Annotated in this window: 21 protein-coding genes; 7 read left to right on the top strand and 14 right to left on the bottom strand. The window is 60.5% G+C overall.

Features of this window, described 5'->3' with window-relative positions:
• Positions 1 to 29: 29 nt before the first annotated feature.
• Positions 30 to 1,073, bottom strand: a complete 1,044-nt coding sequence (locus tag N8H71_RS06575; RefSeq protein ID WP_262193362.1) for an LLM class flavin-dependent oxidoreductase — start codon at positions 1,071 to 1,073, stop codon at positions 30 to 32.
• A gap of 67 nt (positions 1,074 to 1,140) precedes the next feature.
• Positions 1,141 to 1,626: a flavin reductase family protein gene (locus N8H71_RS06570; protein WP_007950450.1), complete on the bottom strand. Its 486-nt coding sequence runs from the start codon at positions 1,624 to 1,626 to the stop codon at positions 1,141 to 1,143.
• 325 nt (positions 1,627 to 1,951) lie between these two features.
• Here N8H71_RS06570 and N8H71_RS06565 point away from each other — a divergent pair, with 325 nt between their 5' ends.
• On the top strand, positions 1,952 to 3,358 hold the full coding sequence (locus N8H71_RS06565) for a purine-cytosine permease family protein (RefSeq protein WP_262193361.1): 1,407 nt from the start codon (positions 1,952 to 1,954) through the stop codon (positions 3,356 to 3,358).
• 252 nt (positions 3,359 to 3,610) lie between these two features.
• Positions 3,611 to 4,711 (top strand): polyamine ABC transporter substrate-binding protein, encoded by a 1,101-nt coding sequence (locus N8H71_RS06560; protein ID WP_262193360.1) that lies wholly within the window; start codon positions 3,611 to 3,613, stop codon positions 4,709 to 4,711.
• Positions 4,712 to 4,818: 107 nt separating this feature from the next.
• Here N8H71_RS06560 and N8H71_RS06555 read toward each other — a convergent pair whose 3' ends face one another.
• Positions 4,819 to 5,808 (bottom strand): TerC family protein, encoded by a 990-nt coding sequence (locus N8H71_RS06555; protein WP_262193359.1) that lies wholly within the window; start codon positions 5,806 to 5,808, stop codon positions 4,819 to 4,821.
• Positions 5,809 to 5,967: 159 nt separating this feature from the next.
• Here N8H71_RS06555 and N8H71_RS06550 point away from each other — a divergent pair, with 159 nt between their 5' ends.
• Positions 5,968 to 6,951, top strand: a complete 984-nt coding sequence (locus tag N8H71_RS06550) for a Dyp-type peroxidase (RefSeq protein ID WP_279309530.1) — start codon at positions 5,968 to 5,970, stop codon at positions 6,949 to 6,951.
• A 36-nt stretch (positions 6,952 to 6,987) separates the two neighbouring features.
• On the opposite strand, the gene N8H71_RS06545 is transcribed toward N8H71_RS06550, so the two are convergent.
• Positions 6,988 to 8,700, bottom strand: a complete 1,713-nt coding sequence (locus N8H71_RS06545; RefSeq protein WP_262193358.1) for an amidase — start codon at positions 8,698 to 8,700, stop codon at positions 6,988 to 6,990.
• A gap of 138 nt (positions 8,701 to 8,838) precedes the next feature.
• Positions 8,839 to 9,627 carry an AraC family transcriptional regulator gene (locus N8H71_RS06540; protein WP_262193357.1) on the bottom strand — a complete coding sequence of 263 codons (789 nt, stop codon included), beginning with the start codon at positions 9,625 to 9,627 and terminating at the stop codon, positions 8,839 to 8,841.
• An 85-nt stretch (positions 9,628 to 9,712) separates the two neighbouring features.
• On the opposite strand from N8H71_RS06540, the gene N8H71_RS06535 reads away from it, so the two are divergent.
• The gene (locus N8H71_RS06535) at positions 9,713 to 10,711 is read left to right on the top strand and encodes a bile acid:sodium symporter family protein (protein ID WP_262193356.1); all 999 of its coding nucleotides are present in this window, start codon (positions 9,713 to 9,715) and stop codon (positions 10,709 to 10,711) included.
• 15 nt (positions 10,712 to 10,726) lie between these two features.
• On the opposite strand, the gene N8H71_RS06530 is transcribed toward N8H71_RS06535, so the two are convergent.
• The gene (locus N8H71_RS06530; RefSeq protein ID WP_262193355.1) at positions 10,727 to 11,329 is read right to left on the bottom strand and encodes a LuxR C-terminal-related transcriptional regulator; all 603 of its coding nucleotides are present in this window, start codon (positions 11,327 to 11,329) and stop codon (positions 10,727 to 10,729) included.
• 113 nt (positions 11,330 to 11,442) lie between these two features.
• Between N8H71_RS06530 and N8H71_RS06525 the strand changes: the two genes are divergently transcribed.
• Positions 11,443 to 13,080 (top strand): ATP-binding response regulator, encoded by a 1,638-nt coding sequence (locus N8H71_RS06525; RefSeq protein ID WP_262193354.1) that lies wholly within the window; start codon positions 11,443 to 11,445, stop codon positions 13,078 to 13,080.
• Here the strand turns inward: N8H71_RS06525 and yecR are convergent.
• The 6 genes from yecR to N8H71_RS06495 form a co-directional block, all read right to left on the bottom strand.
• Positions 13,052 to 13,360, bottom strand: a complete 309-nt coding sequence (yecR, locus tag N8H71_RS06520; RefSeq protein ID WP_262193353.1) for a YecR-like lipofamily protein — start codon at positions 13,358 to 13,360, stop codon at positions 13,052 to 13,054. The genes N8H71_RS06525 and yecR overlap by 29 nt on opposite strands.
• A gap of 51 nt (positions 13,361 to 13,411) precedes the next feature.
• Positions 13,412 to 13,726, bottom strand: a complete 315-nt coding sequence (locus N8H71_RS06515) for a hypothetical protein (protein ID WP_262193352.1) — start codon at positions 13,724 to 13,726, stop codon at positions 13,412 to 13,414.
• A gap of 179 nt (positions 13,727 to 13,905) precedes the next feature.
• Positions 13,906 to 14,670, bottom strand: coding sequence for a hypothetical protein (locus N8H71_RS06510; protein ID WP_262193351.1), 765 nt, complete (start codon positions 14,668 to 14,670; stop codon positions 13,906 to 13,908).
• A gap of 548 nt (positions 14,671 to 15,218) precedes the next feature.
• On the bottom strand, positions 15,219 to 16,397 hold the full coding sequence (locus tag N8H71_RS06505) for a trans-sulfuration enzyme family protein (RefSeq protein ID WP_207983022.1): 1,179 nt from the start codon (positions 16,395 to 16,397) through the stop codon (positions 15,219 to 15,221).
• On the bottom strand, positions 16,394 to 17,770 hold the full coding sequence (locus N8H71_RS06500; RefSeq protein WP_262193350.1) for a cystathionine beta-synthase: 1,377 nt from the start codon (positions 17,768 to 17,770) through the stop codon (positions 16,394 to 16,396). Before N8H71_RS06500 ends, N8H71_RS06505 begins: the two co-directional genes overlap by 4 nt.
• Positions 17,771 to 18,029: 259 nt before the next feature.
• Positions 18,030 to 18,965, bottom strand: a complete 936-nt coding sequence (locus N8H71_RS06495; protein WP_262193349.1) for a Ppx/GppA family phosphatase — start codon at positions 18,963 to 18,965, stop codon at positions 18,030 to 18,032.
• A gap of 295 nt (positions 18,966 to 19,260) precedes the next feature.
• Between N8H71_RS06495 and N8H71_RS06490 the strand changes: the two genes are divergently transcribed.
• Both N8H71_RS06490 and map read left to right on the top strand, forming a co-directional pair.
• Entirely contained in the window at positions 19,261 to 19,521 is a 261-nt protein-coding gene (locus N8H71_RS06490) for a ParD-like family protein (RefSeq protein ID WP_011334623.1), read from the top strand.
• Positions 19,518 to 20,309, top strand: coding sequence for a type I methionyl aminopeptidase (map, locus tag N8H71_RS06485; RefSeq protein WP_262193348.1), 792 nt, complete (start codon positions 19,518 to 19,520; stop codon positions 20,307 to 20,309). The genes N8H71_RS06490 and map overlap by 4 nt, the downstream gene beginning before the upstream one ends.
• Positions 20,310 to 20,450: 141 nt before the next feature.
• Here the strand turns inward: map and N8H71_RS06480 are convergent, their stop codons facing one another.
• Entirely contained in the window at positions 20,451 to 21,605 is a 1,155-nt protein-coding gene (locus N8H71_RS06480) for an ABC transporter ATP-binding protein (RefSeq protein WP_262193347.1), read from the bottom strand.
• A gap of 17 nt (positions 21,606 to 21,622) precedes the next feature.
• Complete coding sequence (locus N8H71_RS06475) at positions 21,623 to 22,432, bottom strand: ABC transporter permease (RefSeq protein ID WP_262193346.1); 810 nt, start codon at positions 22,430 to 22,432, stop codon at positions 21,623 to 21,625.
• Position 22,433: the final 1 nt, after the last annotated feature.

The raw sequence follows: 22,433 nt of genomic DNA, 5'->3' as shown, positions 1-22,433 counted from the left end.
CGCTCTGCATTCAGGGGCGCTTGGCGTATTTAACGAAACGCCGGCACCACATGCTTGATAAACAGCTCCAGCGACTTCTTCTTCTCCGCATGCGGCAAGCTGTTGTCGCACCAGAAACTGAACTCATCCACCCCCAGTTCCTGGTAGTACGTGATCCGCGGAATGATTTCTTCCGGCGTACCGATCATGGCGGTCTTGTGCAGGCTCTCCAGCTCAAACTCCGGCCGCCCTGCAAATTTCTCTTCCGGGCTCGGGGCGAGGAAGCCGTTCACCGGAGTTTCCTTGTTGCCGAACCACGCATCGAACGTGCGATAGAAACGTGAAATGGCTTTAGCGCCCACCTTCCAGCCGTCCGGGTCATCCGCCGAGTGCACGTGGGTATGACGCAGTACCATCAATTGTGGACGCGGCACCTCCGGGTTGTTGTCCAGCGCAGTCTGGAACTTGTTCTTCAGGTCGAGGACTTCTTCGTCGCCCTTCATCAACGGCGTGACCATGACGTTGCAGCCGTTGGCCACGGCGAAGTTGTGCGAGTCCGGGTCGCGGGCGGCGATCCACATCGGCGGGTTCGGCTTTTGAATCGGCTTCGGCACGCTGGTGGAAATGGGGAATTTCCAGATATCACCGTTGTGAGCGTAGTCGCCTTGCCACAGCGCGCGCACTACCGGGACCATTTCCCGCAGCGCCTGGCCCCCAGATGAGGCGGGCATGCCGCCGGCCATGCGATCGAATTCCACCTGGTAGGCGCCGCGCGCCAGACCAACTTCCATCCGGCCATTGCTGATCACGTCGAGCAATGCGCACTCACCAGCGACTCGTAGCGGATGCCAGAACGGCGCGATGATGGTGCCGGCGCCCAAGTGAATGGTGGTGGTCTTGGCCGCGAGGTAGGCCAGCAGCGGCATCGGGCTCGGCGAGATGGTGTATTCCATCGCGTGGTGTTCGCCGATCCACACGGTGCTGAAACCACCGGCCTCGGCCATCAGCGTCAGTTCGGTCAGGTCTTCGAACAGTTGACGGTGGCTGACGCTTTCGTCCCAGCGTTCCATGTGTACGAACAGGGAAAATTTCATGACGCTACCTCGAATCTCTTGTGGTCGGCCGGTCGCTTGCCGGCCTGTTTAAGTGCAATCGTGCGGATCAGGCGAAGGCGGGCAGGGCGCCCATCTTGCCGTGGCAATACACCAGCGGGCCGGCGTCCTGCTGAGGGACGATGAGGTTTTTCACCGCGCCGACCATGATCGCGTGGTCGCCGCCTTCGTATTCGCGCCACAGCTCACACTCGATGATAGCTGTCGCGTTCGCCAGAATCGGGTTGCCCAGTTCGCTCAGCGTCCACTCGATGCCCTGTGCCTTGTCCTTGCCTTTGCGGGCGAAGGCGTAGGCTTCGCTCTGCTGGCCGCCGGACAGCACGTGAATGGCAAAGCGTTTGTTTTTGATCAGGACGGGATAGGAGTCGGAGCTGTAGTTGGGGCAGAACAGTACCAGGGCCGGGTCCATCGACAGCGAACTGAACGCGCTGGCGGTGAGGCCGACGATCTGGCCGTCGTCATCCAGCGTGGTGATGACGGTAACGCCGGACGGGAACGAGCCCATGACTTGTTTGTAGACGGCAGCATCGATCATTGGTCAATCCTCGAGTGCGGTGAAGCGTGTTTTTATTCGTTTGTTGGCCTGATGGTATACCGTAATACATCGATTGCAAGTGCTTTTTTGGTGAAACGATAAACGTGGTGCATTCGTCGGAAACTCAGCATTTACGGGGCTTTTCTATAGTCGTGAACGTGGCCTATCAGTGAGGATGCCGGATCAGATGCCGTCGCAAACAGCGGATCAGTCTTGTGAAAATGTTGGAATACCATAATATGGTCTTCATCTGAGGGGTGGCCACGAAGCGCCTCCGGTTTGGCTTCATACAACGATAAGAACAGACCCAATCGAGTTCATTCATATGTCCCAGATGTCCCGGCAAGATCCGTTGATCGAGAATCACACGGTCGACTACGTCCCACTCGCGGAACGCCACGGGAAGGCCCGCGACCTTTTTACCCTTTGGTTCAGCACCAACATTGCGCCACTGCCCATCGTCACCGGCGCCATGGTGGTTCAGGTGTTTCATCTCGATCTGTTCTGGGGGCTGCTGGCGATTGCGCTGGGGCACATGATCGGCGGCGTGGTGATCGCCCTGGCGTCGGCGCAAGGCCCGCGCATGGGCATTCCGCAAATGGTGCAGAGTCGTGGCCAGTTCGGGCGTTATGGTGCGCTGCTGATCGTGTTCTTCGCGGCGATCATCTACATCGGTTTCTTCATCTCCAACATTGTGCTGGCCGGCAAGTCCATCGTCGGCATTGCGCCGTCGGTGCCGGCACCATTGAGCATTTTGATCGGTGCCCTGAGTGCCACAGCCATCGGCGTGATCGGCTACAACTTCATTCATACGCTCAACCGCATCGGCACCTGGGTGATGGGCAGCGCGCTGCTGGCCGGGTTCATCTACATCTTTGCCCACGAGTTGCCGGCTGACTTCTTCACCCGTGGCAGTTTCAATCTGTCCGGGTGGCTGGCGACGGTATCGCTGGGAATCATCTGGCAGATCAGTTTCTCACCGTATGTATCCGACTATTCCCGTTACCTGCCGGCGGACATCGGGATCGGCAAGCCATTTATCGCCACTTATCTGGGCGCCACGCTGGGCACGATTCTGTCGTTCACGTTCGGCGCGGTGGCGGTGCTGGCGACCCCGGAAGGCACCGAAGCGATGGCGGCGGTCAAGCAGTCTACCGGTTGGCTGGGGCCGATTCTGATGGTGCTTTTCCTGCTCAATATCATCAGTCACAACGCGCTGAATCTGTATGGCGCGGTGCTGTCGATCATCACCTCGATCCAGACGTTCGCCAGCCAATGGACGCCGAGCATCAAGGTGCGAGTGATCTTGTCGAGCATTGTGTTGACGGGTTGCTGTGTGGTGGCGCTGGGCGCTTCGGCGGATTTCATTTCCGAGTTCATCGGTTTGATTCTGGCGTTGCTGCTGGTGCTGGTACCCTGGGCGTCGATCAACCTGATCGACTTCTACCTGATCAAGCGCGGTCACTACGACATCGCCTCGATCTTTCGCGCTGACGGTGGCATCTACGGTCGTTTCAATCTGCACGCGATCATTGCCTATTTCATCGGCATCATCGTGCAACTGCCGTTCGCCAACACATCGTTGTATGTCGGGCCGTACGCCAATCTGGTGGAAGGCGCGGACCTGTCGTGGCTGGTCGGGCTGATCGTGACATGCCCACTGTATTACTGCCTCGCCACCCGTGGGCAGACGCAGCAGAGCAGGGCGGCGCGGTTGGGTTTTACCGACTGAGCGTTCGCAGGCTGTTCAGACAATGCCCGGCACTTCGCCGGGCATTGTTGTTTCCGCATCCCGGCGGTCACGCAAGTTGGCCATTTCGATCCCCTTTTGGCCAGTCGTCTACTGTGCTGCGTCTACGCTGTCAGCAAGAATCAAAGTCACAACTAAATGCTGCACCTTCCTTGCCCTTGGCTGATTTGCAAGCCGCTGCCGTGTACAGAACATAAAAACCATCGACTCACGCTGCATTCGGGGAAACACAACATGGTCACGATGAAACGCATTCTGGGCGCCACTGTATGTGGGCTGACGCTGCTGGCCAGCGCCGTACAGGCCGAGCAGCGCGAACTGCGGGTATACAACTGGGCGGATTACATCCTGCCGTCGGTGCCCAAGGACTTCGCCGCCAAAAGCAACATCAAAGTGACCTGGGACACCTTCGACACCAACGAATCCCTGGAAGCCAAGCTGCTCACCGGTAACTCTGGCTATGACCTGGTGGTGCCGTCGAACCAGTTCCTCGAAACCCAGATCAAGGCCGGTGTGTTCCAGAAACTCGACAAGTCCAAACTGCCGAACTGGAGTCACCAGGACCCGACGTTGCTCAAGTTGCTCGATGCCAACGATCCCGGCAACCAGTACGGCGTGCCTTACATGGTCGGCACGGTGCTGATCGGTTTCAATCCGGCCAAGGTCAAGGCTGCGCTGGGCGAGAATGCGCCGGTGGACAGTTGGGATCTGGTGTTCAAGCCCGAGAACATGGAAAAGCTCAAATCCTGCGGCGTGGCGATGCTTGATTCACCTTCGGAAATCCTGCCGCTGGCCCTGCATTACCTGGGCCTGGACCCCAACAGCCAGAACCCGGCCGACTATGAGAAAGCCAAGGACCTGATGCTCAAGGTTCGTCCTTACGTGACTTACTTCAACTCGGCCAAGTACATGACCGACATCGCCAACGGCGACATCTGCGTGGCCATCGGTTATTCCGGCAGCTTTTATCAGTTCGGCAACCGTGCCAAAGAGGCGAAAAACGGCGTAGTGGTCGACTGGCGTTTGCCCAAGGGCGGCGCGCCGATCTGGTTCGATACCTTCGCCATTCCGAAGAGCGCGAAGAACGTCGACGAGGCACACGAATTCCTCAACAACTTGCTCGAGCCTAAAGTCATCGCTTCGATCAGTGATTTCCTTGGCTATCCGAATGCCAACAAGGATTCGTTGCCGCTGATCAACAAGGAAATCACAGACAATCCAAACCTGACACCGACCAGCGAGGCCTTGAAGGAGTTGTACGTGGTGCAACCGTTGCCACAGAAACTGGAGCGGGTGCGGACCCGGGTATGGACCAGCATCAAATCCGATAAGTAGCAGTTCACATCACTGTGGGAGCGAGCTTGCTCGCGATAGCGTTGTGTCATTCAACAGATTAGTTGGCTGACATGACGCCTTCGCGAGCAAGCTCGCTCCCACAAATTTTACTTCGCCTGACCTTCCTGCGTTTCGCTCCCGGGCGACTTGTCCTTCGTCAGCATCAGACTCAGCAACACCGACGCCAGAATCAGCCCGCCGACAATCGCCAGCGACCACTCCACCGGCATGTGAAACCACGGCATCACTGTCATCTTCCCGCCAATGAACACCAGCACCAGCGCCAGTCCGTACTTGAGCAGATGAAAACGGTCGGCCATGTCCGCCAGCAAAAAGTACAACGCTCGTAGACCCATGATCGCGAAAATGTTCGAGGTGAAAATGATGAACGGATCGGTCGTGACCGCGAAGATCGCCGGGATGCTGTCGACCGCGAACATCAGGTCGCTGGCCTCGATCAGCACCAGCACCAGAAACATCGGGGTAGCCCAGCGCACACCGTTCTGCAGCACAAAAAAACGCTCGCCGTGAAAACCGTTGGTGATCCGCAAATGCCCCCGCACCCAGCGCAATAGTGGGTTGTTATCGAGGTCCGGTTGCTGCTCGGCGAACATCAGCATCTTGATCCCGGTGATGATCAGGAACACGCCGAACACATACAGCAGCCACGTGAACTGCGACACCAGCCACACCCCGGCGAAGATCATCGCCGCGCGCATCACGATCGCCCCCAGCACGCCGTACAGCAGCACCCGGCGCTGCAACTCAGGCGGTACGGCGAAGTAGCTGAAAATCATCACGAAGACGAACATGTTGTCGATCGACAGCGACTGCTCGATCAGATAGCCGGTGAGGAATTCCAGCGTCTTGACCTTGGCGATTTCGGGACCGAATTCGCCGTTCAGATACCACCAGAGCAACCCGGCGAAGACCATCGCCAGCATGCACCAGGCGATCACCCAGGATGAGGCTTCACGTACCGAGACCCGATGCGCCTTGCGTCCGCCGAAGACAAACAGGTCGACGGCCAGCATGGCGAGGACAAAAACGATGAAGGCGACCCACATCCAGGGTTCGCCGATGTTGATGGGGTGCATGCCGTTCTCCCTGTCTTTATGTTTTTCGGGGTAGACGGGGCCATGCTAGTAGGAGCCTTCCGACAAAGAAAAATCGTTTATTTCGTGGGTATTGTTCGTTAATAGCGAAGTGTCGGACGACATGGGCAGGGCGCGGGTAATACTTCATTCAACACTTCTTTGCTAACCTCGCTGTCGAGTCAGTCCACCACACCGGGAGCTACGATCATCGACACGCCAGATCCTCAAGCCGTCTGCAGCCCGATCACCAGCGCCGCCATATTCATCGTGGCGACCCTTAACGCCGAGGCCGAGGCCGCCGAAAAAGTCCGCGGCTGGTGCGCCGATATCGCCGGCCTGACACGTTCGGTCGGCAAGCGCGTCCCTTCTGGAAACTTGTCCTGCGTTTGCGGGTTTTCTTCCAGCGCCTGGGATCGTCTGTTTGGCAGTCCGCGACCGGCGTCCCTGCATGATTTTCGCGAGTTCGGCGTAGAAGGGCGGCGCGCCGTTTCCACGCCTGGCGACCTGCTGCTGCACATTCGGGCCGATCAGATGGACCTGTGTTTCGAACTGGCGACGCAGTTGATGTCGGCGCTGGAAGGCGCTGTGACGGTGACCGACGAGGTGCAGGGTTTTCGCTATTTCGACATGCGCAGCATCATCGGATTTGTCGACGGCACGGAAAATCCGGTCGGTCGCAAAGCCGAGCATTTCACCCTCGTGGGCGATGAAGATCAGCCGTTCAGTGGCGGCAGTTATGTGCTGGTGCAGAAGTACCTGCACAACATGAAGGCGTGGAACGAATTGCCGGTCGAAGCGCAGGAGCGGGTGATCGGGCGCACCAAGCTGTCCGATATCGAGCTGGACGACGCGGTCAAGCCGAGCAATTCCCACAGCGCGCTGACGACCATCACCAAGGACGGCGAAGAGGTGAAAATCCTGCGCGACAACATGCCGTTCGGCCGGCCCGGCGCGGGCGAGTTCGGCACTTATTTCATTGGCTACGCGCGTTCGCCGGAGCCGCTGGAGCAGATGCTGGAGAACATGTTTGTCGGCAAGCCGCCGGGCAACTACGACCGGTTGCTGGACTTCAGCACGGCAGTCACGGGCAGTTTGTTTTTCGTGCCTTCGGCGGACTTATTGGAAGAACTGGCAGAACGATAAAAAACGGCGGGATCGAATGATCCCGCCGTTCTGCATTTACTTGCCTGCCGCCAGTGCTGGCGTGCGTGGCGGCACCAGTCGTTTCGAACCGGTCGCCTCGAACGCCGCCGCCAGGCGCAGCAACGTCGAATCGTCATAGGCCCGCCCTGCAAACGTCAGCCCCACCGGCATGCCGATGTCGGCCATCACGCCCATCGGCACGGTGACGGTCGGCACGCCGAGGTGGCGGATCGCGAGGTTGCCGTTGGCGACCCAGATGCCGTTGCTCCAGGCGATGTCCGCCGAGACCGGGTTGACGTCGGCGTCGGCCGGGCCCACGTCGGCGTTGGTTGGAAAAAGAACGGCGTCGAGCCCGAGGCGATCCATCCAGTCTTCGAGGTCGAGCTTGCGGGTCTTCTCCAGGCCGCGCAGGCCGTCTGGCAGCGTCGGGATCTGATCCCACGGGGTGATGCCGCGTTCGGCCATGCGCACGTATTCGTCCATGCCGGCGGCGAGGTCGCCTTCACGGTTGGGCAGCGTGCCCGGGTCGTGCGGAAAGATTTTCGGCCCGTCGACGTCTGCCAGACGGTTGAGTTTCGGGTCGCCGTTGGCGCGCAGGAAATCATCGAAGGCCCAGGCCGACAGGTCCCACAGTTCGTGGTGCATGAACTCTTTGGAGACGATGCCGCGATTGAACACGGTCGGCGCGCCCGGACGATCGCCTTCGCAGTTGGAGACCAGCGGGAAATCCACTTCGATCACTTCGGCGCCGGCGGCTTCGAGGGCCTGACGCGCCTGTTTCCACAGATCGATCACCGAAGGGCGGGTGTTGATGCGTTGCCCGGTCGGGCCGCCGATGCCCGGCTCGTCGCTGGTGCCGGCTTCAGGGTCGGCGTTGATGTACATGCGCGGCACGCCCAGGCGTTTGCCGGCCAGCGCATCACTTTTCACGGCGAGTTCAAGATAGGAAGCAGGGCGCACCGAGGCGACGCTCGGGATCGGCACCCACGGTTGCAGGCGCCACAGGTCACCACGGGTGTCGGCGTCTTCGGCAACCACCACGTCGAGCACTTCCAGCAGGTCGGCCATGGTGCGCGCGTAAGGCACCACCACGTCCATGGTCGGCGTCAGCGGCCAGTTGCCGCGTACCGAAATCACCCCGCGCGACGGCGTGTAGGCGCACAGGCCGTTGTTCGACGCAGGGCCGCGACCGCTCGACCAGGTTTCTTCCGCCAGACCGAATGCCGAGAAGCTGGCAGCGGTGGCGGTACCGGCACCGTTCGACGAGCCGGAAGCAAACGGCGCGGTCAGGTAATCAGCGTTGTACGGGCTTTCGGCGCGGCCATAGACGCCACGCTGCATCCCGCCATTGGCCATAGGCGGCATGTTGGTCTTGCCCAGGCAGATCGCACCGCCAGCACGCAGGCGTTCGATGGTGAACGCGTCGCGCTGGGCGACGAGATCGGCGAAGGCCGGGCTGCCGGACGCGGCGGTCAGGCCTTTGACCAGATAGCTGTCCTTGGCGGTGTAGGGGATGCCGTCCAGCGGACCAAGGGTTTCGCCCTTGGCGCGACGGGCATCGGAGGCCTGCGCTTCTTTCAGCGCTTCAGGGTTGCGCACGATCACTGCGTTCAAGGCAGTGGCGGTGTCCGGGCCGTCAAAGGCGTCGATGCGCGCCTGGTAGGCCTGGACCAGTTCAACCGCCGTGGTCTGGCCGGATTCGAGCGCCGCGCGCAATTGGGCAATGGAAACTTCAGTGACTTCGATCATGCTGTTACCGCCGACAGGTTCGCTAAAGGGTGGTTGATCATTGTTATCGTCGAAAGATGTCAAAGATTCTTGATGGGCGAAACTCTACCCTGAAATTTGCCCAATGGCATGTATAAAGTCGATAAATATCGGTTAATTTCATCGGAAAAACTCCCCCGGTGTCTCGCCGAACTGTTGGCGAAACGCCGCGATAAACGCCGACGTCGAGTCATAACCACAGGCCAAAGCCACGTCGGTGACGCGTTCGCCGCGTTCCAGCGGTGTCAGCGCACCCAGTAGACGCAAGCGCTGGCGCCAGGTGCGGAAGGTCAAGCCGGTGTCGCGCAGGAACAGCCTAGTCAGAGTTTTCTCGGTCACGCCGAATTTTTCACTCCAGTGCGCCAGGGTGGTCTGCTGTTCCGGATGTTGCTCCAGACTCTGATAGATCTGGCGCAAGCGACTGTCCTGCGGCAGTGGCAGCATCAGATCGATGGTCGGGGCATCGGCCAACTGATCGAGGATTACCTGCGCCAGACGTCCGTGCGGACCGCTCTGGTCATATTCGACAGGAATCTGACTGAAGGCCCGAATCAGCTCTCGCAAAAGATCACTGACTCCGAGCACATGGCAACGCTCCGGTGCCCAGTTGGCGACGCTGCAATCGATGTACAGACTGCGCATTTCGGTGTGCGGCGAACTGAATACCCGATGCGGCACGCCCGCCGGAATCCACACCGCCCGCTCCGGCGGGGCCACGAAACGACCGACGGCGGTCTGTACTTCGAGCACGCCCTGGATCGCGTAGGACAACTGCACCCACGGATGACTGTGACGGCGGGTCAGCGCGCGATTGGGCAGCGATTCGGTGCGCCCGTACAGCGGACGCGGCAGGCTGGGCAGCCCGGGAATGCTGCGTCTGACGCTCTTGTCGTGTCTTTTTGGCGGCATCTGTGGGTTCTTCGGCGTTAGTCGGTAATTTCCAGTCACGTTAGAGTCGCTTCCACGTACTGGCAACCCCCCGGATGAGCAAACCATGACGCGCCCACGATTTTTGCCCGATAACTTCACCCTGACCCTGGTCGGTGTGGTGCTGCTGGCCAGCTTCCTGCCCGCCAGCGGTCAGGTCGCAGTCGGCTTCGGCTGGCTGACCAATATCGCCATCGCGCTGCTGTTTTTCCTGCACGGCGCCAAGCTCTCGCGCGAGTCGATCATCGCCGGCGCCGGCCACTGGCGCCTGCATTTGCTGGTGTTCGGCCTGACGTTTGTCCTGTTCCCGCTGTTGGGACTGGCGCTCAAGCCGCTGTTGTCGCCGCTGATCGGCGATCAGCTGTACATGGGCATGCTTTACCTGTGCGCGCTGCCGGCCACGGTGCAGTCGGCGATCGCCTTCACTTCGTTGGCACGGGGCAATATTCCGGCGGCGATCTGCAGTGCGGCTGCGTCCAGTCTGTTCGGGATTTTCCTCACGCCGCTGCTGGTGACGCTGCTGCTCAACGTCCACGGCGACGGCGGCTCGACCCTCGACGCGATCGTGAAAATCAGCGTGCAATTGCTGCTGCCGTTCATTGCCGGTCAGATCGCCCGTCGCTGGATCGGCGCGTGGGTCGGTCGCAACAAGAACTGGCTGAAATTCGTCGATCAGGGCTCGATTCTGCTGGTGGTCTACGGTGCGTTCAGCGAGGCGGTTAACGAGGGCATCTGGCACCAGATCCCGGTGATCGAACTGCTGGGGCTGGTGGTGGTTTGCTGCATCCTGCTGGCGCTGGTGCTGCTGGCGTCCACGCTGCTGGGCAAACTGTTCGGTTTCAATCTGGAAGACCGCATCACCATTCTGTTCTGCGGCTCGAAAAAGAGTCTGGCCACCGGTGTGCCGATGGCGCAGGTGTTGTTTGCCGGCAGCACGATTGGCGTGCTGATTCTGCCGCTGATGCTGTTCCATCAGATTCAGTTGATGGTCTGCGCGGTGCTGGCGCAGCGGTATGCGAAGCGGCAGGAATCGGTGCCTGAACTGATGGCCCAGGTTGATCCTTGATCCCGATTTTGCGAGCTATCCCACGCCTGAATACTTGACTGCCGCCGCCGCTCGCGACGGCACATTCAACGTACGCAGCAACGACGACACATGAATCCGCACCGTGAACGGCGAAATATCCAGTTCACGGGCGATTTCCTTATTGGTCTTGCCTTGTGCGATCAGCCGCAGGACATCCTGCTGGCGCGGGGTGAGGGTGGTGCCCGACTCCAGCGGCAACAGGCCTGACGGCGTAAACCTGACCAGCACCTCACCTTCACGGATGGCCAGAATGGCCTGTCCGATCTCGTCCGGCGCGATGTTCTTGCCGATAAAACCATCGATGCCAGCCGCCATGACTTCACTGATCAGCGCCTCGTCATCGACCATCGAAACCACGATCAGGGTGGTTCGCGGCAGGCGCTGTCGCAACCCGGTGAGCTGGCTGACGCACGTCAGTCCGGGAAAGCGCAAATCCAGAATCAGTGTGTCCGGCTCTTCACCGGTCAGCAGTGCGAGTACGGCGTCGAGATCGCCCGCCTCATCGACGCACGCCTCAGGCAGCAGACGCTGAACGGTCCGCAGCATCGCCTCGCGAAACATTGGGTGATCGTCGGCTATGATGATTCGGCACGTCATGGTCGAACCCTCCCTGGGTCAGGCATTCTCAAGGCATGCACCTTAGCACCGGGCGAAGGCATTGCCTGTTGTTCGTGCTGAATATGACGACCACCGCACAAGGACGTTCCACCATGAAGTTCGAGAAAAACACCGAACTCGATCAGGCCAATCTGCGCATCATCATCGCCAGTATCGCGGTGGTTTACATCAGCGTCCTCGGGTTTCTGCCCGGCCAGCGTTTCGATACCTACCTGCCGGTGGTTGTTTACATCTTCCTGTTTTTGCTGGCCTCGATCGGGTTGCGTCAGGCCATCGTGCGCTGGCCGGGGCATTACCCTGCGCGACGGATTTTCGGCATGGTCCACGATTACACCGGGACGTGCTTCGGGATGGTGGTCGGCGGTGAGGCCGCATTACCACTCTACGCGGTGATGGTCTGGGTCAATCTCGGCAACGGTATGCGCTACGGTTCGCGCTACCTGGCGATTGCCACGGCACTGGCGTTGCTGGCGCTTTTGGCGGTCTATCGGTTGACGCCGTACTGGCAGGCGCAACCGTTCATGGTGCTGATGCTGATGATCACCAGCACGGTGATTCCGTTTTACGCGCATCTTTTGCTGGAGCGCACGCGCAAGGCCTCGGAAGAGGCGGTGGCCGCCAATCTTGAAAAATCCCGGTTCCTGGCTCAGGCAAGCCATGACCTGCGTCAGCCGATTCACTCCATCGGATTGTTTACCGCATGTCTGCGCGAGTCGCGGCTGGGTGAGGAGGAGCGGCGGCTGGTGGACAGCATCGACCGTTCGCTGTTGAACGTCTCGCAGTTGTTTCGCTCGATTCTGGACCTTTACACCCTGGATAACGGACGGATTCTGCCCCGATTGCAGACACTGGAACTGGGTAAGTGGCTGACGGACCTGATCCGTCAGAACGCCGAGGCCGCTCGCTGGGCCGGGGTAGAGTTGCGCTTGCGGCCGTGCGAATACTGGGTGCGCACCGATCCGGCCCTGCTGGCAACCATGGTGCAGAACGTGCTCTCCAATTGCTTCAAGTATGGCGCCCAGCGGCCGGTGCTGATCGGTGTGCGCAAGCGCGGCGCGGGGTTGGCCATCGCGATCTATGACCGCGGCAACGGGATCGCCGAAGAGCATTTGCCCAAGGTGTTCGAGGAGTTTTATCGGGTTCGCCAGCTGCGCGACAAGGACGTTGAAGGCGTGGGCTTGGGGCTGTCGATTGTCAGGCGTCTGGGGCAGTTGATCGGTGTCGACGTTGCGATCCGCTCACGGCTGGGACATGGCACGGCGGTGACCTTGTATGGGCTGCCGCTGGCATCGCCGCAAATGCCGGTCAATCGTGAGGAGGCTCGGCAAGTCGGTTTGCTGACCGGGTTGAAGGTGTGTCTGGTGGAGGATGACCGTAACGTTCTGCTGGCAACTTCTGCGTTGCTCGAGCGCTGGGGTTGCATCGTGCAGGCCGAACTCAGCGGGCATGATCTGGTCACGGACTGCGACATCATCGTTGCCGACTATGACCTCGGTTCGCACAGCACCGGCATCGAGTGCATCGATGAAGTTCGTCGTCAGCGGGGTTATGCGGTGCCGGCCATGATCATCACCGGCCATGACATCGAAAAAATCCAGGCGGCCCTGCATGACCGCCAGATTGCCATTCTGTCCAAGCCGGTACGGCCAGCCGAGCTGCGCGCGACCTTGCGTGCGCTGCGCGACCGGCAGACCGAAGTGGTCAGCGCTTACACAGATAGTCTTGCGTGATGGTGGTTTGCAGGCAGTTGTACTGACCCATCGTGCGGCAGATGTTTTTCTCCGAGCCCGACACTTCGGCGCTCTTGTAACCCCAGACCTTGCAACGGCCTTCAGCAGTGGCCAACCCTTGGGCGGCGGAGGTCTGCCCGCTCTCGAACTGGCCCAGTTCATAGGAGACCTGGACAACACCGTCGGTCTTGCTGCCGCCGGTGGCTTCCCATTGTTTTGGGGTAGCACAACCGGTCAGCATGACGGTTGCGAGGGTGAGGGTTGCGATGAGGGTTTTCATGGTTTAACGAAGTCCTTTACCGGGTGAGATAAATCGTTGGCGTTTGATGGGTCATTGCACCGGAATCGGCGATGCACCTTTGGGCAGGCAGGACAAAGGAGGTGTCATGATGCCCATGCTGGCGACGGCCATGATTACGCCGCTGGGCTGCTCGCAGTTGTATTCGCCGGCGGCGGTGTAGGCGGTGTAATAGGTGAGGGTGCTGTCGTTTCGCACGTTGGCGATTTTGCTGACGGGTTGACCGATGACCGTCTGCGCACGTTCTTTCATGCTGTCTTCGGTAGGTTTTACGGTCTGGCAACCGGTGGCGCCGATGAGCAGTGCGCCAAACACGGTGAGTCTGGCGAGGAGCTGGAGCTGTTTCATGGTGTTCTTCCTTGGTGTTGTTGTTTTTCCAGGCGCAACGATCCCGTGCACGGCTCAGCGGCCATGTTCAAGTGCGTCGGGGGTTGCGAAGGAATATAACGCCAGGGAACGGGGTGGTCGATTAGCACAAATGTGCTAGTGCGGCGCAATCAGCGGTTAACTGATTGCGCCGATAGCGGTCATTGAGGGCTGTTGAACTGGTCGGAATAGCTGCCGCTCATGAGGGCGGAAGCCACCTGGTCCGAGCCGACGCCTGCGCGGGAATAGGCAAGTCGGTTGGCACCGACCTTGTCTGCGCCATCGGCGGCGACGGCGCCTGCGCCGACGTGATCGGCCCCGTCAGAAGCAACTGCCCCGGCGCCAACATGATCGGAACCGTCAGAGGCGACGGCGCCTGCGCCGACGTGATCGGCCCCGTCAGAGGCAACGGCGCCTGCACCGACGTGATCCGCCCCGTCAGAAGCAACTGCCCCGGCGCCAACATGATCGGAACCATCAGAAGCGACGGCGCCTGCACCGACGTGATCGGAACCGTCAGAGGCGACGGCGCCTGCACCGACGTGATCGGAACCATCAGAGGCGACGGCGCCTGCACCGACGTGATCGGAACCGTCAGATGCGACTGCACCGGCACCGACGTGATCGGAGCCGTCAGAAGCAACGGCACCGGCACCTACGTGATCGGAGCCGTCAGAAGCAACGGCACCAGCGCCGACATGATCGGAACCGTCAGAGGCGACAGCGCCAGCACCTACATGATCCGCGCCATCAGAAGCGACTGCACCGGCGCCAACATGATCCGCACCATCAGAAGCCACCGCCCCCGCACCCACATGATCCGCCCCATCCGACGCCAATGCCTGCGCCTTCGCCGCCCAGACATTGGGCATTGCCACCGTTGCCGCAACTGCCAGGACGAGGCCCGGCCAAAGCGTGTGCTTCATGATTTTCTCCACGCCCCATCAGCCACACAGCAACCGAGCATTACCCGTCATTCGTTGCTTGACGGAAGGCTCGTCGGCCCGGGGTCAATCAGATTGGTGAGTGGCACGGGGGCACCGGAGGGTGCTCGGGTGTCGACGGTTTACATGAAATCTGGACAGCGAACTGAAAAGTATAGTTCGCCCTTGGCGGGGGGCAGGGTGAAGGGCTTGGAAGCCGATAGTCGGTTAGCTTCCTTGGAGGCCCGTGCTAGAAAACAAACAGTCTAAAAACCGCGTAGCGCAAAGCGGCGTGTTTGCTAGGCTCAAGAATGTAGGCGAAGACGCAGACTGATGCGCAAGCGGATAGCGAGGAAGCGTTGGGCGCGTTCCGAAGGGTACACGGTTAGAAAGAACCCCGCGCTGGGTTCCAGCCCTTACGCCGTGTGAAGCAGCAGAGCACATTGCCTGTACTGTGGGAGTCCTGAGAAACCTCGTAAGCCAGAGACCAGCACTGGCCGCCTACTCAAACACCAAAGCCCGCCTCGTGCGGGCTTTGACGTTTTCGGACTTTAGATACTGGCCAGCGCCTGCGCCAGATCCGCACGCAGGTCTTCGATGTCCTCGACGCCTACCGACAGACGCACCAGACTGTCACCGATGCCGAGTTTGGCACGGGTTTCGGCCGGAATGGTCGCGTGAGTCATGATCGCCGGGTGCTCGATCAGGCTTTCCACACCGCCGAGGCTTTCTGCCAAAGCGAAGATCTGCACGTTCTCCAGGAAGCGACGAGCGCCTGCCAGATCACTGTTCAGATCCAGGGAAATCATCCCGCCGAAACCACGCATCTGACGCTTGGCCAGTTCGTGCTGCGGGTGGGATTCCAGACCCGGGTAGTAGACGCGTTTGACCTGCGGCTGCTGTTCCAGCCAGCGCGCCAGATCCAGCGCGTTGCTGCAATGACGTTCCATACGCAGCGCCAGCGTCTTCACGCCGCGCAGGGTGAGGAACGCGTCGAACGGGCCGGAGATGGCGCCGACAGCGTTCTGCAGAAAGCCCAGGCGCTCGGCCAGCGCAGGATTGTCGCCAACCACTGCGATCCCACCGATCACGTCGGAGTGACCGTTCAGGTATTTGGTGGTCGAGTGCAGCACGATGTCGAAACCCAGTTCCAGCGGACGCTGGATCCATGGGCTGGCAAAGGTGTTGTCGGCCACGCAGAGGATCCCGCGCGCCTTGCAGATGCGCGCGATGGCAGCGAGGTCGGACAGACCCAGCAGCGGGTTGGTCGGGCTCTCCACAATCACCATGCGCGTGTCGTCCTGCAACGACGCTTCGAATGCCGACAGATCCGCCAGATCAACGTAGCTGAAACGATGCCCGGCACTGCGCTGGCGCACCTTGTCGAACAGGCGGAACGTGCCGCCGTACAGGTCATTGCCGGAAATGATGTGCGAGCCGGCGTCGAGCAGTTCGAGCACGGTGGAAATCGTCGCCAGCCCGGACGCGAAGGCGAACGCCTGGGTGCCGCCCTCCAGATCCGCCACGCAACGCTCCAGGGCAAAACGCGTCGGGTTGTGCGAGCGGCCGTAGTCGAAACCCTTGTGCACGCCGGGGCTGTCTTGCAGGTAGGTGGAGTTGGCGTAGATCGGCGGCATCAGCGCGCCGGTGGTCGGGTCCGGCGTTTGCCCGGCGTGGATCACGCGGGTGGCGAAGCCCTGTTGACGGGCGTTCTTGTCATGCTGGCTCATGCCAGGGATCTCCGTAGTTGATTGAGCATGTCGACGCGGGTGATCAGGCCGTGGAAGCCTGAAGCGTCGGCGATGATGGCCACCAGGCCGCTGCTGAGCACGGCTTCCAGTTCAGCCAGCGTGGCGGCGGGGGCGAGGGTTTGCAACTTGTCTGTCATCGCTTTGGCGACGGGTTTGCTGAAGAGCGAGGCGTCTTCGTGTACCCGCACCAGAATGTCCGATTCATCGATCACACCGACCAGTTGCTTGCCATCCACCAGCACCGGCAGTTGCGAAACGTCTGCCAGGCGCATGCGCTGGAACGCGGTCATCAGCGTATCGTCCGGGCCGACGCTGACGACTTTGCCGTCTTCGAAACGTCGGGCAATCAAGTCGCGCAGGTCGCCGTAGCGCTTGCGCTGCAACAGGCCCTGATCGGTCATCCACTGGTCGTTGTAGACCTTCGACAGATAACGGGTGCCGGTGTCGCAAACGAAGCTGACCACGCGTTTGGGCTCGGTCTGTTCGCGGCAGTAACGCAGCGCGGCGGCGAGCAGGGTGCCGGTGGACGAACCACCCAGAATGCCCTCGGCCTTCAACAACTGGCGGGCGTGATCGAAGCTTTCTTCATCGCTGATCGAGTAGGCGCTGCGCACGCTCGACAGGTCAGTGATCGACGGAATGAAGTCCTCGCCGATGCCCTCCACCGCCCAGGATCCGGCGGTGCCCAAGTGCTTGCTGCGGCTGTATTCGGCCATCACCGAACCGACCGGGTCGGCCAGGACCATTTCAAGATCCGGTTGTACGCGTTTGAAGAAACGGGTCAGGCCGGTCAGTGTGCCGGCCGAACCGACACCGACCACGACGGCGTCCAGGTCATGCTCGGTCTGGGCCCAGATTTCCGGCCCGGTGCTGCACTCGTGGGCCAGCGGGTTGGCAGGGTTGTTGAACTGGTCGGCGAAGAACGCGCCGGGGATGTCCTTGGCCAGACGCGCGGCGACATCCTGGTAATACTCGGGATGGCCCTTGCCGACATCGGAGCGGGTGATGTGCACTTCGGCGCCCATGGCCTTGAGGTGCAGGACTTTTTCGGTGGACATTTTGTCCGGCACCACCAGCACGACGCGGTAGCCCTTGGCGCGGCCGACCAGGGCCAGGCCCAGACCGGTGTTGCCGGCGGTGGCCTCGACAATCGTGCCGCCCGGTTGCAGTCGACCATCGCGCTCAGCGGCGTCGATCATGGCCAGACCGATGCGGTCCTTGATCGAACCGCCGGGGTTCTGTGATTCGAGTTTGAGAAACAGGGTGCAGGGACCGGTATCGAAGCGGGTGACTTGTACCAGCGGCGTATTGCCGATCAGCCCAAGTACGGCAGGGCGTGAATCCTTTGACATCTCTTCACCTCTTTGTGGTGTTGATCGCGTTCCATTCGCGGGGAAAAAGCTCGCGTGCAACATAGGCTCAGACCTGAGCTGTCGCAACCTTTAAACGGCCGGAAATACAGCCATTTCGATCTAACGATAGAACGAAACCGGAGAGGGGAAGGAAGAGATTTGCAGGGGTTTATACGCAGGCGTCATCGAGTATTGAAAGGGCGTCTTCAGCGTCACGAAGCGCTTGATCCGGCAGTGAAAATCCTGCAGCGAAAACTGCTCAGTGATTGCTCATCAGACCGTGCAGCACGCCCAGTCGCAAGCCGGGTTCGGATGGCACCATTTGCGAGATGCCGAACACTTTGAACGCTGCCAGCATGACCACCAGGCCGCCGGGCAGGATGCTCTGGCGATGGGGTTGCAGGCCGGCCAGTTTGAGGTGTTGAACGTTGCTCACCTCCAGCAAGCGCAGGGACAAGCGCAACAGACCGCCGTAGGTGATGCCGCTCTCGCCATGATCGTTCAGGCGATTGGCCTTGAGCACTTTGGCGAGCATCCGCGCGGTGCCTGAAGAACCGATGGTCTGCTGCCAGCCTTGGGCGCGATAACGCCGGGCGACTTTTTCGAATTGCAGAATGGCTACCCGTTCGGCTTCTTGCAGCGCACCGGGGGAAATCTCACCGTTGCGGAAGAAACGTGCGCTCAACGTACCGCTGCCAATGGCGATGCTTTCGGTCAGCAGCGGTTGCGCGCCCTGGCCGAGAATCAGTTCGGTGGAACCGCCGCCAATGTCGACCACCAGACGCATGTCATCGGCGACCGGCAGGGTGTGGGCCACACCGGCATACACGAGACGCGCTTCTTCATGCCCGGAGATCACATCGATGCGAAACCCCAGATGCCGTTCCGCGCTGGCCAGAAACAGCTGCGCATTGTCCGCCTCGCGCACCGCGCTGGTGGCCACCGCACGCACGCGACCGGGCTCGAAACCGCGCAATTTCTTGCCGAACCGCGCCAGCGCCTGCCAGCCACGATCCAGCGCCATTTCATCCAGTGCCCGACCGTCGAAACCTTCCGCCAGCCGCACCGGCTCGCGCAAAGTTTTGACCTCCTGAATCATGAAGCCCTTTCTGCTGCGCACCGACTGGCCGATCATCATGCGAAAGGCATTGGAACCGAGGTCGATGGCGGCAAACAGCGAGGTGTCTTCTTTCATGGGAATCCTTGCAAATCATCCGTCGGGAGGCGCGGGACGGTTTGCGAGGATTCTGCCGTGGGTTCGATGACAACCTGATGACGCGGGCGCGGCGGTTCAGTGAATTCATCGCTGTCATGACACTGTCATTATCGGCTGCCCATACTTGGTCCCAATACATCGCGTGCTTTTCATGATTCGGCTGCCTTCCGGGCAGCTTTTTTTTGCCTGCGATTTACCGGATGCGCAAAATTTGCAATCCCGAACGATGCGCGATTAATATACGATCCATATACACTTCGTATCGGATACTGCCATGGGCATCGTAAAGATTTCAGAGGACATGCACGAGAATCTGCGCATCTCCAGCAACGCACTCAGCCGTTCGATCAACGCGCAGGCCGAACACTGGATGCGCATCGGCATGCTCGCCGAGCTGTATCCCGACCTGGATCACCACGCCATCTGCCGGTTGCTGATTCGCGCCGAGCAGTCGGGCGGTCTGGATCTGCAGCAAGTCTGCGCACTCGCGGATGCCGCGCAGAACGCCTCGGTCAAAGAGGCGGCAAAGGCATGAGAAACCCGATCAAGATCAACACCCAGGCCGAAATCGCCCAATCGCGCGAGGCCGGCAGGCTGGCCGCCGAGGTGCTGGCGATGCTGGTGCCGCACGTCAAGGCTGGCGTCACCACCGATCAGCTCGACCAGTTGTGCAACGATTACATCGTCAATGTGCAGAAGGCGATTCCGGCCAACGTCGGTTACCACGGCTTCCCGAAAACCGTCTGCGCGTCAGTCAACGAAGTGGTGTGCCACGGCATTCCTTCCAAGCGCGTGCTGAAGGACGGCGACATCGTCAACCTCGACATCGCGGTGATCAAGGACGGTTGGTTCGGTGATACCAGTCGCATGTACGTGGTCGGCGAGTCGACGCCCGAGGCGCGGCATCTGATCAAGACCACTTATGACGCCATGTGCGCGGGCATCCGCGTGGTGCGGCCGGGCGCTACGTTGGGTGACATCGGGCATGCCATCCAGACGTTGGCGGAGAAGGAAGGTTTCAGCGTGGTGCGCGAGTATTGCGGGCACGGGATCGGCAAGGTTTATCACGATGAGCCGCAGGTGCTGCATTACGGTTATCCGGAGCAGGGCTTGAAGTTGAAGGCGGGGATGATTTTCACCATCGAACCGATGCTCAATGCTGGCAAGCGTCATGTGAAGAGTCTGGCGGATGGCTGGACGGTGGTGACCAAGGATCAATCGTTGTCGGCGCAGTGGGAGCACATGATTGCGGTGACGGAGGACGGGTTTGAGGTGTTGACGGCTTGGCCTGATCAGATCGAAGGCTATCCGCCAGTCAACTGACTGGTGCAAGACTTGTGGGAGCGAGCTTGCTCGCGAAGGCGTCAGCATATTCAGTATTGATGTTGAATGTGCCGGCCTATTCGTCGGATCGCCGCCCGGGGCGAGCCCGCTCCCACAGGGTTCCGTTGTTTTCTGAAGAACTTAGTGTGATCCGGCAGCTTTGTTCAAGTCGCTTTCGGACCACTCGGTGTAGACGCATGCATCCGCCGTCGCCCAGCGTACTTGCACCGGATCCCCAGCCTTCAACGGCATCCCGGCCGCCGATAGTGCCTTCACCGTCATGGACGTGCCACCCGACGTGACCACACTGCACGTCAGGCTCTCACCCAGAAACAACACCTCAACCACCTTCGCCGAAACCTCGTTCCAACCCGCCGCCAACGGCTCGTCAATCGCTTGTTGCACGCTCAACGCCAACGCCTTTTCCGGACGCACCATCAGCAAAACATCCTGCCCGGTCTGCAATCCAGAGGTGAGACGGATCGACAGCGACTGTCCTTCAAAACTAGCTGCAGCGTTGCCTTGTGCCTTGAGCTTAAGGAAGTTCGAATTGCCGAGGAATGACGCCACAAACGCATTCGGCGGATTCTGATAAAGGTCATACCCGCTGCCGAGCCCGACAATCTTGCCGTGACTGAAAATCGCGATGCGCTGGGACAGGCGCATGGCTTCTTCTTGGTCGTGGGTCACGTAGACGATGGTGATGCCGAGGCGACGGTGCAGCTGGCGCAATTCATCTTGCAAGTCTTCGCGAAGCTTCTTGTCCAGCGCGCCGAGAGGTTCGTCCATCAGCAGAATGCGTGGTTCGTAAACCAGAGCGCGAGCGATGGCGACCCGTTGCTGCTGGCCGCCAGAGAGTTGCGAAGGGCGGCGATGGGCAAATTGTTCGAGCTGCACCAGTTTCAGCATCGCATCGACGCGTTTGTCACGTTCAGCCGCAGCGAGTTTGCGGATCGCCAACGGAAACGCGATGTTGTCGCGTACCGACAGATGCGGGAACAGCGAATAACGCTGGAACACCATGCCGATGTCGCGCTTGTGCGGCGGCACATTCACCAGCGACTGGCCGTTGACCAGGATCTCGCCGCTGCTCGGGGTTTCGAAGCCGGCGAGCATCGACAGTGTGGTGCTTTTGCCCGAGCCGCTGGAGCCGAGGAAGGTCAGGAACTCGCCGTCCTTGATGTCCAGCGAGATGTTGTCCACGGCCGCGAAATCGCCGTAGTGCTTGTTCAGGTTGCGCAGGCTGACCAGAGGTTTGTCGTTCTGCTGGGATGCGTCTTTGATCACGGCACTCATGTCGTACTCCTGGGCGCTCAGGCGCTGATTTCGTTGCGCCGGCGCAGGGCGGCGGCGATCACCATGACCAATACCGACAGGCCGATCAGCAGCGTCGAAGCGACGGCGATCACGGGCGTCAGGTCCTGGCGCAGGGTGGTCCACATTTTCACGGGAAGGGTTTGCAGGGTCGGGCTGGCCATCATCACGCTGAGCACCACTTCGTCCCACGAAACCAGGAAGGCGAAGAGGGCGCCGGCCACCATCCCCGGGCGAATCGCCGGAAAGGTCACCTTGAACACCGCTTGCAGGCGTGACGCACCGCAGATCACCGCCGCGTCTTCAATCGACTGATCGAACAGCTTCAGCGAGTTGATGATCGAGATGATGGTGAACGGCAGCGCGACGATCACATGGCTGACGACGAAGGCGAACATCGTCCCGGTGTAGCCGAGCTTGAGGAACAGCGCGTACACCGCCACCGCGATGATCACCAGTGGCACGATCATCGGCAGGGTGAACAGACCGTAGAGCACTTCCCGGCCGGGAAAGCGTCCACGGACCAGCGCAAACGCCGTCGGCAAACCGAGGGCGACGGCGCAGATTGTGGTCAGCACCGCAACCTTGAGGCTGGCCAGTGCTGCGCTCATCCAGTCGGCGTTGGAGAAGAACTGCACGTACCATTTCAGCGTCCAGCCCGGTGGCGGGAACACCAGCCACTGGGACGAGCCGAACGACAGCAGGACGATGAACACGATCGGCAACAGCAGGAACAGGCCGATCAGCCCGGTGGTGAAATACAGGCCGAAGCGCATCCGGCGACTCATGGCATTGGGCGTCAGGAGCATG

This window comes from Pseudomonas koreensis (assembly GCF_025447595.1).
In the GTDB taxonomy this organism is placed as follows: Bacteria; Pseudomonadota; Gammaproteobacteria; order Pseudomonadales; family Pseudomonadaceae; genus Aquipseudomonas; species Aquipseudomonas koreensis_H.
This window is presented reverse-complemented; position numbering and strand designations above follow the sequence as displayed.

Coding starts and splice junctions, on each gene's coding strand:
- N8H71_RS06575 (WP_262193362.1), bottom strand. CDS start 1,073: ATGAAATTTTCCCTGTTCGTACACATGGAACGCTGGGACGAAAGCGTC.
- N8H71_RS06570 (WP_007950450.1), bottom strand. CDS start 1,626: ATGATCGATGCTGCCGTCTACAAACAAGTCATGGGCTCGTTCCCGTCC.
- N8H71_RS06565 (WP_262193361.1), top strand. CDS start 1,952: ATGTCCCAGATGTCCCGGCAAGATCCGTTGATCGAGAATCACACGGTC.
- N8H71_RS06560 (WP_262193360.1), top strand. CDS start 3,611: ATGGTCACGATGAAACGCATTCTGGGCGCCACTGTATGTGGGCTGACG.
- N8H71_RS06555 (WP_262193359.1), bottom strand. CDS start 5,808: ATGCACCCCATCAACATCGGCGAACCCTGGATGTGGGTCGCCTTCATC.
- N8H71_RS06545 (WP_262193358.1), bottom strand. CDS start 8,700: ATGATCGAAGTCACTGAAGTTTCCATTGCCCAATTGCGCGCGGCGCTC.
- N8H71_RS06540 (WP_262193357.1), bottom strand. CDS start 9,627: ATGCCGCCAAAAAGACACGACAAGAGCGTCAGACGCAGCATTCCCGGG.
- N8H71_RS06535 (WP_262193356.1), top strand. CDS start 9,713: ATGACGCGCCCACGATTTTTGCCCGATAACTTCACCCTGACCCTGGTC.
- N8H71_RS06530 (WP_262193355.1), bottom strand. CDS start 11,329: ATGACGTGCCGAATCATCATAGCCGACGATCACCCAATGTTTCGCGAG.
- N8H71_RS06525 (WP_262193354.1), top strand. CDS start 11,443: ATGAAGTTCGAGAAAAACACCGAACTCGATCAGGCCAATCTGCGCATC.
- yecR (WP_262193353.1), bottom strand. CDS start 13,360: ATGAAAACCCTCATCGCAACCCTCACCCTCGCAACCGTCATGCTGACC.
- N8H71_RS06515 (WP_262193352.1), bottom strand. CDS start 13,726: ATGAAACAGCTCCAGCTCCTCGCCAGACTCACCGTGTTTGGCGCACTG.
- N8H71_RS06510 (WP_262193351.1), bottom strand. CDS start 14,670: ATGAAGCACACGCTTTGGCCGGGCCTCGTCCTGGCAGTTGCGGCAACG.
- N8H71_RS06505 (WP_207983022.1), bottom strand. CDS start 16,397: ATGAGCCAGCATGACAAGAACGCCCGTCAACAGGGCTTCGCCACCCGC.
- N8H71_RS06500 (WP_262193350.1), bottom strand. CDS start 17,770: ATGTCAAAGGATTCACGCCCTGCCGTACTTGGGCTGATCGGCAATACG.
- N8H71_RS06495 (WP_262193349.1), bottom strand. CDS start 18,965: ATGAAAGAAGACACCTCGCTGTTTGCCGCCATCGACCTCGGTTCCAAT.
- N8H71_RS06490 (WP_011334623.1), top strand. CDS start 19,261: ATGGGCATCGTAAAGATTTCAGAGGACATGCACGAGAATCTGCGCATC.
- map (WP_262193348.1), top strand. CDS start 19,518: ATGAGAAACCCGATCAAGATCAACACCCAGGCCGAAATCGCCCAATCG.
- N8H71_RS06480 (WP_262193347.1), bottom strand. CDS start 21,605: ATGAGTGCCGTGATCAAAGACGCATCCCAGCAGAACGACAAACCTCTG.
- N8H71_RS06475 (WP_262193346.1), bottom strand. CDS start 22,432: ATGCTCCTGACGCCCAATGCCATGAGTCGCCGGATGCGCTTCGGCCTG.